The sequence below is a fragment of the Nitrospirota bacterium genome (assembly GCA_040755395.1).
GTDB lineage: Bacteria > Nitrospirota > Nitrospiria > Nitrospirales > Nitrospiraceae > DATLZU01.
In genome coordinates this window covers 1-11,630 of the sequence record JBFMAX010000005.1, presented here as the reverse complement: position 1 = coordinate 11,630, position 11,630 = coordinate 1, and the positions used below count along the sequence as shown (strand labels likewise).

At 59.1% G+C, this 11,630-nt stretch carries 10 protein-coding genes; 9 read left to right on the top strand and 1 reads right to left on the bottom strand.

The window, feature by feature from the left end; translation table 11 throughout:
- Window positions 1-18: 18 nt before the first annotated feature.
- Window positions 19-1,287, bottom strand: coding sequence for a DUF3391 domain-containing protein (locus tag AB1555_09645; GenBank protein MEW6246960.1), 1,269 nt, complete (start codon window positions 1,285-1,287; stop codon window positions 19-21).
- A 347-nt stretch (window positions 1,288-1,634) separates the two neighbouring features.
- On the opposite strand from AB1555_09645, the gene AB1555_09640 reads away from it, so the two are divergent.
- The 9 genes from AB1555_09640 (at window position 1,635) to AB1555_09600 (ending at window position 11,534) form a co-directional block, all read left to right on the top strand.
- Window positions 1,635-2,876: an HD-GYP domain-containing protein gene (locus AB1555_09640; protein MEW6246959.1), complete on the top strand. Its 1,242-nt coding sequence runs from the start codon at window positions 1,635-1,637 to the stop codon at window positions 2,874-2,876.
- The gene (locus AB1555_09635; GenBank protein MEW6246958.1) at window positions 2,873-3,589 is read left to right on the top strand and encodes a flagellar brake protein; all 717 of its coding nucleotides are present in this window, start codon (window positions 2,873-2,875) and stop codon (window positions 3,587-3,589) included. Before AB1555_09640 ends, AB1555_09635 begins: the two co-directional genes overlap by 4 nt.
- Window positions 3,590-4,628: 1,039 nt before the next feature.
- Window positions 4,629-5,822 carry a DegT/DnrJ/EryC1/StrS family aminotransferase gene (locus tag AB1555_09630; GenBank protein MEW6246957.1) on the top strand — a complete coding sequence of 398 codons (1,194 nt, stop codon included), beginning with the start codon at window positions 4,629-4,631 and terminating at the stop codon, window positions 5,820-5,822.
- Window positions 5,819-6,757: an NAD-dependent epimerase/dehydratase family protein gene (locus tag AB1555_09625; protein MEW6246956.1), complete on the top strand. Its 939-nt coding sequence runs from the start codon at window positions 5,819-5,821 to the stop codon at window positions 6,755-6,757. The genes AB1555_09630 and AB1555_09625 overlap by 4 nt, the downstream gene beginning before the upstream one ends.
- A complete protein-coding gene (locus AB1555_09620; protein MEW6246955.1) occupies window positions 6,757-7,701 on the top strand; it encodes an NAD(P)-dependent oxidoreductase in 945 nt (314 codons plus the stop codon). The genes AB1555_09625 and AB1555_09620 overlap by 1 nt, the downstream gene beginning before the upstream one ends.
- Window positions 7,688-8,458 (top strand): nucleotidyltransferase family protein, encoded by a 771-nt coding sequence (locus AB1555_09615; GenBank protein ID MEW6246954.1) that lies wholly within the window; start codon window positions 7,688-7,690, stop codon window positions 8,456-8,458. Before AB1555_09620 ends, AB1555_09615 begins: the two co-directional genes overlap by 14 nt.
- Window positions 8,455-9,525, top strand: a complete 1,071-nt coding sequence (locus tag AB1555_09610) for a kinase (protein ID MEW6246953.1) — start codon at window positions 8,455-8,457, stop codon at window positions 9,523-9,525. The genes AB1555_09615 and AB1555_09610 overlap by 4 nt, the downstream gene beginning before the upstream one ends.
- 273 nt (window positions 9,526-9,798) lie before the next feature.
- Window positions 9,799-10,617: a thiamine pyrophosphate-dependent enzyme gene (locus AB1555_09605; protein ID MEW6246952.1), complete on the top strand. Its 819-nt coding sequence runs from the start codon at window positions 9,799-9,801 to the stop codon at window positions 10,615-10,617.
- Window positions 10,590-11,534: a transketolase C-terminal domain-containing protein gene (locus AB1555_09600; GenBank protein ID MEW6246951.1), complete on the top strand. Its 945-nt coding sequence runs from the start codon at window positions 10,590-10,592 to the stop codon at window positions 11,532-11,534. The genes AB1555_09605 and AB1555_09600 overlap by 28 nt, the downstream gene beginning before the upstream one ends.
- The last annotated feature ends 96 nt before the right edge of the window (window positions 11,535-11,630 follow it).

The following is an 11,630-nucleotide window of genomic DNA, read 5'->3' as shown; positions in this document are numbered from 1 at the left end:
TCATGCGCGCCGGATTCATCATGTCTGTTGGCCGTTGAGACAGAGTTGCAGATATGCCGCGATGTCGATACGCTCATGAGCCGGGTCCAAACATTGCACAATCGATCGCGGCGGAGCGGAAGCATCCTGCTCGGACAAATCCACGAACAGCGGCTCCTGAGACAATTGCTGGTGAGCGTCCGAAATTAGGGCAAGAACGGGCTTCAACCGTTGCAACGGATTGACGGCGACGACGACGCCCCGTTCCCCGGTATTCAGTTGCACCAGGCTGCCGATCGGATAGACGCCGAGAGCCTTGATGGCCACTTCGACGATCTCCATTTCGAACTGCCCCTTTTGTCCCAGGACAAACAGTTGTCTGATCGCTTCGTGTGGGATCAAAGGCGTCTGACTGCCTCGGGGGTTGACGAGACCGTCGTAGGTGTCCACTAGCCCCACGAGTTGGCTGAGAGGGGAAATCGCTGGGCCGGCGAGACCTGCCGGAAAACCCGAGCCATCACGCCGCTCGTGATGTTCCCTCACCACGCGGGCAATGTTGTCGCGCACATCTTTGCTCCCAGCTAGCATAGCCACGCCGAGGCGCGGATGCTCTTGCATGAGTCGACGTTCCTGTTCCGTGCAACTGTGCGCCCTACGGTACAGATTGCGCGGAAGCCGAAGATAGCCGATGTCGTGCAGGAGGGCGCCGGTGCCCACAGCCTCTCGGTCCTCGCCCGTAAGTCCGAATTCAGTGCCGAAAATCAGGGAGAGCACGCAGGTGTCGACGGCATGAACTGCAAGGCTCCGGTCGTATCGTTGCATTTGCCCGAGGAAGAGCTGGGTCAGCACCGACGTGCGGTCGTCGAGGATGCGGTCGAGCATAGTCGAGACGAGGTCCTTGAGCGGGGTGATGGCCGGCTCGCGATCCATCGTGGCGTCATCAAGGAAGCACTCCATCACGGAGTGGGCCTCGGCGTACATTTTGCGGGCGGCGAGCAGCTTGCCGGTCCCGGGCAAGAGACCAGGCCTATCCGACGGTACTCGCGTGTCCGGGTTGGTGGCTGGCGTCTCTGCGGATTGCGGCAACGAGGCTGGAGCGCTACCGGCTGATTTATCGATATCCGCTCCCTTGCCAAGATCGATCGTGACTTCACGGATGCCGTGCCGTTTGAGGAGATCGATCTCCTCCGGCCGCCTGATGAGCCGCTTGTGGAAGAGAAGGGGGGTCTTGATCCATGGTCGGTCCAGTTCGACGAGGAACATGCCGGGCTTCAACTGGTCGACGGCGATGCGCTTGCGCGTTCCCATAGCTCTCACGGCTGCGCTGCCTTAATGGTTGAAAACGGGAAAAGCGGATCTCCGACGCTCGTCCAGGACGAAGGGTGTCACCCGGCGCACGGGGACGGGTTTCTTATCGGCTGAAATAATCCCGAACTTGATAGCGTTGGAACCTCGCCTACCGCTGGCATAGGCGCAGTAACATCGGCGCCTTCCGGAAAAAAAGATCGGGGTGTTCTGTTGAATGTCTTCCGATGCCTCAAGATTTTTCCCGTTACTGCCGATGGAGCCTGCAGGGCGGGGTCCGTCCTGGGCCAATGAGCGCGTCTGCGTTCCTGGAATATCCAGCGATCTTGGTTTCTTGATGGGGCCTCCATATGCGCAAACGTATTCCAGTCGAACAGCTCACCGTCGGGATGCGCATTGTCAGGTTGGATCGGTCGTGGTTGGAGACGCCGTTTCTTAGCCATCGGATGCGCGTGACGGACAAGACCGAGATCGAGGCGCTCAAAGCCAACGGAATCCGGTTCGTCGATGTGGAGATCGAAGACAGCCATGAAGCGGCGGTTGTCGATCGACCAGAGGAGGCGATGCCATCGGGTCCGCAGGAAACAGCCGCTGCTCTAGGGGTCGCTCAGCCTGAAGTGCCAGAACCGCCTCCAGCGACCTCCTTCGAAGAGGAGCTTCCCGCCGCGCGGCAGGTGTACCGCGCGGCCAAGCACATCATCGAAGGCGCCATGCACGACGTCCGCATGGGGCGCGAAATCAACGTGGACGCGGTCAACCACGTGGTGTCGGAAATGGCGGACAGTGTGCTAAGAAATCCGGACGCGCTGACGAGCCTCTCGCGGCTCAAGAAATTCGACGAATATACCTTTTACCACTCCGTCAATACCTCAGTCCTGGCGCTTGCACTGGGTCGTCGACTCGGTTGCAACCAGATTGCACTCCACCGGTTAGGTGTGGGTGCCCTCCTTCACGACATTGGGAAGACCAAAATCCCCCTCGAGATTCTGAACAAACCCGGAAAGTTCGAACCGCACGAATTCGAGCTCATGAAGCAGCACGTCATGCGGGGCGTGGAGATCCTGTCTTCCACCACCGGATTGGACGACACTTGTCTCCGGCCGGCGCTGGAACACCACGAGCGGGTGGACGGCACCGGTTACCCCTATCGGCGAAAAAAAGAGGACTTAAGCCAGTTCGGTATGATTGCGGCCGTGGTGGACATCTACGACGCGATCACGAGTGATAGGTGCTACCACAAGGCGAAGCCGCCGCACGAGGCGCTTCAGTTTCTCTACATGCTGGGCCAGTGCAGCCATCTCCACAGCGAGCTGGTCCAACGGTTCATCCAAGTGGTCGGGGTTTACCCCGTCGGTTCCTGTGTTGTGCTGAACACCGGTGAGATCGCGGTCGTGAGCAAAATCAATCATCACGAACCGCTCAAGCCGATTGTCCTGGTGCTCAGAGACGGATCTGGGAGCGCGCTGCACAAGCCGGAGTCCCTCGATCTGGCCACCCAGGTGTGCAAGCCGGTGCGTGCGATCGAGACAGTGCTCGATCCCACAGTCGCTGGCTTGAATCCGAACGACGTGCTTGATGGAGGTCGCTCATGAATGGCCGGGAATCGGACGATCTCACGGCGCCGTCTTTTCTGGAGGTCGGATCGGCGTTGCAACTGAACCTGCGGGCTGAGGGACACAATGTTCAGTGCGGCTCGACGCTGCTGGGATGGAAGGAAGGCGCCTGGCTCATTTGTGAATGGCCTTTCCAGCTTGGGGAAGCAGTGGCCTGCGAGCCGAGCGCACCGTGCGTCGTGCGATATTTCTTGGCCGGCAAGTTGATCGGCTTTCGCAGCGAAGTCCGCACCGCGACTCGCACGCCGGTGCCGCTCTTGTTCCTGGCCTATCCGAAGCAGGTCGAGCAGGTGCTGGTGAGAAAGCACCTGCGGGTGCCAAGCCATGAGCCGTTGCTACTTCTGCGAGTCGACGGTGACACGCAGGGTCATCATGCCCCGTCAGGTCCTTTGCTCGGCGGCATCTTGCGGGATCTGAGCATCTCCGGTTGCCGCGCCGCGCTCGTTCCGCCGTTGCAGAATCTGTATCCGGACACCGCAGTACGCTTGGAGTTCGCGTTGCCAGGCATCGGACATGTGAGCAATCTGGCCGGAATCGTCAAAAACGTGTCGGAACAACCGGACTGCTGTGTCGTGGGCATCGAGTTTCGCTTCAATCAGATGGAATACATCGAATACCGGGGATGGGGAGGGACAGTGCAGAAGGCCATCGAGCTTTTCGTTTTTCAGAAGCAACCAACGGAGAAACTGTGACGACGAACGACGACATGTTGCAGTAGCCTAGCGGTTCGGCAGTTCTTGCCGGGATGATGAGGCGATGGGTCCGCCGTATACGAGGTTTTGCAAGTTGTGTTGTACACAGTACTTCGGAGCGGACGTGCGGGTATGTATCGTGATCGGTCACTGAGGACCGTTTGTGTCTGTGCAGGGCAAGGCAGAACGGATATACCGATCGCAGCCAACGTGAACCTGGGACATGACGTGCTCATCCATCATCCTGCGCTCGTTAATCTGTACGGATGTCGGATCGACGATGAAACCAAGACGGCAATGGGGAACGCCTACCCGGCGAATTCCTCCAGCATCTCCCGCACAATCGGCTCGTGCCCGCGCCCCACGCGGCACCTAGCGCCGAGACATAGAGGGTCAATTCCCGTAAAAGGTTGCGATGAATGTCCAATTGTTCGCAACGCAACCGCAATTCCTCCAGCATGGCCTCGAAGCGGTGGTTCATACGAGCGCGGGCCCCGTTCATCGGCTACTTGGCGGCATCGGATCCGAGCCACGAGTGGGAGTCAACGGGCCTTCCAAACCGGACTGTGGGGACTGTGGAGCAAGTTCCAGCGAACCTGCTCGTTGCGAAGGAGGCACACTCATCTCCCGCCCGTCAACCCGTTGACAGACTGGGAGCATCCGGAACCTCAGGCGGTCCAGGCTCATCCCACCTGTTTCTGGCTATTCTTGCCGGATCGGCATCGATGCTCCGGCAGAGATTGCCGAGGCGAGCCAAGAGAAAGGTATGATTTCTGAAAAATTCCTCATTGATTGGCCGCCTTTTCAGGCAACCACGGTTTGGCACACATCTTGGTAGTCCACGGAGAGGGTTCAGGACCTGGTAAGAAATCGGATCAGTAGGGGACTGTCTCTCATGACGCCACCAAGTCAGGTTCCAGAAGCGGTTCGTGCACTACCGTGGCGACTGGTTGAGGATCCGATCGCTGACTCTGAAAGGTAGCATGTCGAGTTGGCTCCTCTCTGACTCTGGTCCTGGATACTGGGGGCGATTCTACCTATGCAACCATCATCAAGCGTGACGGCACCAGCCATTCGGTGGCATCTGGCTGAAGATACGATTGATCGGCACGACGTGAACCGGCTGGTTGCGTGGTTACAGACCTATCCACGTCTGACACAAGGGGCGATCACCCGTGAATTCGAGACACGTTGGAGCCAGTGGCTGGGAATCCCCTATTCGGTGTTCTGCAATTCAGGATCGTCCGCCAACCTGCTCATGTATTACGCGCTGCTTGTGAGCGGCCGACTAAGAAACACCACGGTCATTGTTCCCAGTGTGGGGTGGGCGACGTCGATCGCGCCCGCGATTCAGTTCGGTTTTCAGCCGGTCATGTGTGAGGCCGATCCGGACACCTTCGGGCTGGAGTTGAACCACCTGGAAGATCTCTTACGGCGGACGGGAGCAGCCACGGTGTTGTTGGTCCAGGTTTTGGGCGTCCCTCACAAGATGGACGAGTTGCTTGATCTCAAATCTCGGTACGGCTTCATTCTTCTCGAAGACGCCTGTGCTGCGATCGGCGCAGAGTACCATGGCAGACGGGTTGGAACATTCGGTGATCTGGCCAGTTTCTCTTTTTATTTCGGGCACCAAATGTCCACGATCGAGGGCGGCATGGTCTCGACGGAGGACAAGCGATTCGCTGACTTGCTCCGGCTCCTGCGCAGTCATGGGTGGAGCAGGGATCTCGATGCTGAGAGTCACCAGGCTCTGATTCGTCGATACGAAATCGACGATTTTCATTCGCCCTTCGTGTTCTATGAACCCGGCTTCAATCTGCGATCCACGGATCTGAATGCCTTCATCGGCCTTGGCCAATTGGACAAACTTGACGCCATGACGGCGCAAAGACGGGCCAACCACGAGCGTTATGCCAGGCATTTGGCCGGCCGTTTCCGCAGTCAGCAACCGCCTGCGGGGGCCCGCGTGGCCAGCATTCACTATGGTCTCCTGGCCGATCACACAGAGCAACGAAAACGCATCGTCTCGGCTCTAATCGCTCACGGCGTGGAAACCCGCCTCTTCTCCGCTGGCAATCTCGGCCTGCATCCGTTCTGGATCAATCGCTATGGAAAAGCAAGTTTTCCCATGGCCGACCGCATCCATCACTGTGGTTTCTTCCTGCCGAATCACCATTCGCTGGATCCGGTCGATGTGGACCGCATCGCGAACATCGTGCTGGAGGCGGCATGACCGACCTGATGGTCACTGGCGGCAGCGGACTCCTAGGCTCGGCCGTTCGCCGGCTGTTTCCGTTGGCGACGTTTATCTCCAGACACGAGGCTGACTTGCGCGATCGGACCGAGGTAACGGCCCTGTTCAGACGTGTCCGACCCCGTCGGGTCCTTCATTTGGCTGCCTGGGTGGGAGGGGTCCACGCCAATTGCGAGCGGAATGCCGACTTTTTCATAGACAATGTGCTCATCAACACCAATGTACTCGCGGCTGCCTATCAAGAGGGTGTGGAGCGACTGATCGGCGTGCTCTCGTCCTGTGCATTCCCCGTAAGTGACCGTGTCGTAACTGAATCGGATCTTCATACCGGATCGCCCTTTTCGGGCAATCTCGGCTATGGGTACGCCAAGCGGATGCTCGACGTCCAGGTCCACCTGATGGCCCAGCAGTATGGATGGTCATGCAGCACGATCACGCCGGTCACGATGTACGGACCAGGCGACAATTGTGATCCGCGCAGGAGTCACGTTGTGGCTGCGCTGATCCAGCGATGCTGGCAGGCTCAGCAGGAAGGGGAGCCGTTCGTGGTCTGGGGGAGCGGAGAAGCCGTTCGGCAATTTGTCTTTGTCGATGATGTGGCGCGGGTGCTCGGAATGCTCCTGAAATCCTCTGGCGGTCCGGATTCTGTCATCGTGGCTCCTGATCGTGGGATCACCATTCGCCGGCTCGCGGAGCTCATCGCGGGAAAGATGGGCTATCACGGGCCGATCCTTTTCGACCATGGCAAACCAGAAGGTGTTCGCGTCAGGAGGCTTCGAAGCGCCCGGTTTTCAGACTACTTTCCGGATTTTGCGTTCACGAGCCTGGAAGAAGGGCTGCAAAAAACGATCGCGTGGTTTCTGGGACAGCGAGCCACACGGGAGACCACCGACAGGCAACAGGTGTGCCAGTGATGAAAGACGGGCGGCGAGTGTTCATCACGGGTGGGGCTGGCTACATCGGATCAGTGTTGACACGCGCGCTGCTCGCCAGAGGATTTCGCGTTACGGTCCTCGATAATTTTCTTTATCGCCAAACCAGTCTCCTGGAGTGTTGCCACAAAGAAGGGCTGGAGATTATCCGCGGGGACTGCCGCGACGAACGGATTCTCAACGATTTGTTGCCTCGAATGGATCTCTTGATTCCCTTGGCCGCCCTGGTGGGTGCGCCAGCGTGCGACCGTGATCGTGTCGGAGCGCTCACCACGAATCTTGAGGCGATTCGTCTCCTATGCAAATTGTCCTCTCCGCAGCAATGGCTTCTGTTCCCGACCACGAACAGCGGATACGGCATTGGGCAGCCGGGCGTTCTGTGCACGGAACAGTCCCCGCTCCGGCCGATCAGCCTGTACGGCGAGACGAAAGTGCAAGCCGAGCAAGTGGTGCTGGACCGGGGTAATGCGGTCGCGCTGCGTCTCGCCACGGTGTTTGGACCATCGCCACGCATGAGAGTTGACCTATTGGTCAACGACTTTGTCTGGCACGCGGTCCACGATCGGGCTGTCGTGATCTTTGAAGGGCATGCCAAACGCAACTACATACACGTGCGCGATGTTGCGCGGGCATTCCTGCACGTCATCGATCAGTTCGACGCGGTGAAAAATCAACCGTACAACGTCGGGCTAGACGACGCCAATCTGTCGAAACTTGAGCTGTGCCGGGTTATTCAGCGGGTGTTGCCTGAATTCGTCTTCTTCGAGGCGCCGATCGGGCGTGATCCCGATCAACGCGATTACACCGTTTCCAGTGCGCGGTTTCGTGCTACGGGGTATCGGCCGGTCTGGAGCCTCGAGGAGGGAATCGAAGAGCTGATCAAGGCGTATACGATCATGGGGTCCATGCGTTATGGCAATACCTGATATTCAGGTTCATGACATACCAGCGGTCATACTGGCCGGCGGCCAAGGGGTGCGTTTACGTTCCTGCGTGACCGATCGGCCCAAGCCAATGGCGCTGGTCGCTGGCCGGCCTTTTCTCGAATGGCTGCTGCTCAGGCTGCGACGGTGGGGTGTCCGGGAAGTGGTTCTCTGCGTCGGGTACGGGGCTCACCAGATCCGGCGTTACTTCAGCGACGGAACCTGGCTGGACATGGAGATCCGATATGCTCAGGAAGAGAGTCCTCTCGGAACGGCAGGCGCGCTTCGGTTGGCGTTGCCTTTTCTTGATTCAGATCCAGTTCTCGTTCTCAACGGCGACTCATACTGTGACGCACCGCTCGATCACTTTCTTGCCTCTCATTGCCAACGAGGAGCGGATGGGTCACTGCTTCTCGTGAAGGTTCCGGATCCGCTCCGGTATGGCACCGTCGGTCTGAATAGCGAAGGTCGCATTATGACCTTCCATGAAAAGGCTGCCCCTCCTGTCGGCGCATGGATCAACGCCGGGCAGTATCTGTTCGCGCGAGAGCTAGTGGCTACCATCCCTGCGGGAGTACCCCTCTCGCTGGAACACGAAATCATCCCTCGGTGGCTCGCGCGGCGACTGGTCGGTTTCTCGGGGCATTGGCCCTTCTTGGATATTGGGACGCCGGAGTCTTATCGTCAAGCCGACGCTTTTTTTCAATCGGCTTGTCTGGCAGATGTCCGGCCTGCACGCATGGCAGGGGGATCTCCATGATTATCAGTCGAACTCCGTTTCGCATCTCCTTCTTCGGCGGCGGAACGGATTATCCCTCATGGTTCCGAACTCACGGTGGGGCTGTTCTGGGAGCCGCCATCGACAAGTATTGCTACCTGACGTGCCGATACCTCCCGCCGTTCTTCGAACATCGGTTCCGCATTGTGTACTCCAAGATTGAGGATCGTGTCGCGGTCGCCGATATCGAGCATCCCGCCGTCAGGACGGTCCTTCAGTTTCTCGGGGTGACCCGCGGGGTGGAGATCCATCACGATGGCGATCTGCCGGCACGCAGCGGCATGGGGTCGAGTTCGGCGTTCACGGTGGGCCTTCTGCATGTCCTTCATGCGCTCAAGGGGCAGATGGTGAGTCGCCAGCAACTGGCTGAGGAAGCCATCCATGTCGAACAGGGTCTCCTGCGTGAAACGGTGGGCTGCCAAGATCAAATCCTGGCTGCGTACGGTGGATTGAACCATATCAGTTTTCTCCAAAACGGGACGTTCTCGGTCCGCCCAGTCCCTCTCTCAGCTTCCCGGGTCCAGGAACTCAACGAGCACTTGATGCTCTTCTACACCGGGATTCAACGAACGGCGTCCCAGGTGGCCGACAGCTATGTCAGCCATCTCGAGGAACGACGGCGACATCTTCGCATCATCAAGGATCTTGTGGACGAAGGCCTATCGGTGCTGTCGAGCGGAGGAAGTCTCGTCGCCTTCGGCGAGTTGCTGCACGAGGCCTGGGAAGCGAAACGCAGCCTCAGCCACATGGTCTCGAACGACTATGTCGATGAACTTTATGCCGCAGCGCGCTCCGCTGGCGCTATTGGAGGCAAACTGACCGGGGCTGGCGGTGGCGGGTTTCTCTTGCTCTTCGTGACACCGGACGCCCGGACGTCCGTGCGGAACCGGCTTAATCGTCTCATTCATGTACCGATGAGCGTGGCCAGTACAGGGAGCCAAATTGTGTTTTTTGATCGAGAGCACGAGTATGCGGAGGAACATGCCGCCAGGGATCGGCAACTGTCGGATGCTTGTCGCCCGCTGAGTACGTGTCTCGGCCCATCGTAATCTGAGCGTGAGCCGGACCGGTGACCAGCAACACCCGCCGGTGGGTGGGCCGCCGCCACCCCCCGGACTCGCATGCGAACAGGGCGCCGGTTCGAGGCTTTCAGAAAACAGACTGATACGCGGAGGTCTTGCCGGAGATCCGGTGTGAAAAAAGCGCCATCAACCATTATGGAAGGACGAACGTCAGCGAAGACGGTGGAGCGAGAGCACAGTGCCACGCTTGGGCAAGTCCCCGGACTTGCCCAAGCCAGCCCCACGGCTCGCACGCTCGCGATGTTTCGGCAAACCTGCCTCAATCGTTGGTTTGAACTCGAAGCGGCCCGGGTCTACGACACGGGTGTTATCAAGATGCCGATCTATCTCTCGCTCGGACAGGAACACATCCCGGCGGCGATTTCGGCAGTGACGCGCGACTGGTTGATCTTCGGACAACATCGAGTGCACTCGTACTATCTATCCTTTGGCGGCGACATGGAGGCGCTTATCGATGAACTCCTCCATCGGTCGACCGGGTGCAGCGGTGGAATGGGGGGATCCGCCTCCTTGCACGGGGCGACCATCGGGCTGTACGGGCATAGCGGTCTCATTGGGGATCAGGTACCCATCGCGGTTGGTGCAGCGCTGGCATCGGGCCGGCCGACCCTGGCGGTCTTCGGAGACGCCGCGGCCGAGGAAGACTATGTCTATGGGGCCATGGGCTTCGCTGCGACCAAGCAACTCCCTGTGCTGTTCATCTGTGAAGACAACAACCTGTCCATTCTGACACCGGTATCTGTCCGTCGCTCTTGGAGCATTGTCGAGGTCGCGAACGCCTTGGGCCTGGTGGCCAGTGACATCACCGACGATCCGTGGCTCATCGCCCACCAGGTCCAGGAACTGCGGTCTCACCTTCCGGCGTTCCTGAACATCCGGACCTGCCGCCACCGATGGCATGCTGGAACAGGGGTTGATGGGGTTCCCGCCTGGAATCGGTTTGACTGGTTCAAGGAAGAAGTGCGGAAGCTTGGCCTCGCAGACGAGGCTGCAGTCATTGAGGAGGAGACCCGCAGACGAGTCGAGGCCGCATGGCGAGCACGGTTGCTGACACCATAAGAACCATCACGCGCGAGCATCTGACCAAGCACAATGGCCTGCTGTTCGGCCAATGTGTGACCGCGGTCGGCTGGATTGGCGGAACCGTCCCGGAGTTGTCAGAGGAGAAGGGTATCGTCGAACTCTCCATCGCCGATGTGGCGAACGCCGGCATCGCCGTTGGGGCCGCTCTCATGGGGCGGCGACCGATTTATGTGATCCGCTATCAGGGGTTCATGTGGTACAACGCGGCGCCTTTGCTCAATTACGCGGCCAAATCCAAAGACATGTGGAAGATTCCCTGTCCGCTGTTCGTGAGGGCCATTGCGATGGAAGGTGGCATCGGGCCTTCATCAACGGGCTGCCATCACGGGATGGTGATCCGCATGCCTGGCATGCCTGTGGTTGCCCCGATGACTCCAAAGGAATGGCAGGCCGCCTGGGAGTGGTTTCTGGCCCACGACAATCCTCTCTATGTCAGCGAGCATCGCCGGAGCTTTCCAATCCATGAAGAACTGGCCCATCGGCTGAACGAGCGGGCAGATATCACCATCCTTGCGATTAGCGCTGCTCGTCTGAACGCGCTTGAGGCGGTAGATCTGCTGGCCCGCGACGGGATCGTTTGCGATCTCGTTCATGTGGTGTGGCTCAAACCGTTCACGGTGACCGACATCATGTTGGAATCGCTCGCGCGGACGCGCGTGGGACTGGTCGTCGATTCCGATTTCGCCATCGCCGGAGCTGCGCGGTCCATAGCCTACGAACTGATGTGGCGCGCCAAGGTGCCTGTTTACGCAATGGGGTTGGACGACCGGACAGCCGGATTTGCGCCTCAGCTCGACAATGTCACCCCCACCGGTCCTCGGATCGCGGAGACCGTTCGGCAACTCCTCGACACGAAAGCGCATTGTCAGCTTTCATGCGAAACTCCCCCCTGAGTTTTCATCTGAAATTCCTCCCTCTCTGGGCACAGGGAGGGAATCACGATGGAGGAACGAGCCCTCAGTCCAGTAAGTTCCCCGCCGAGTCCAACC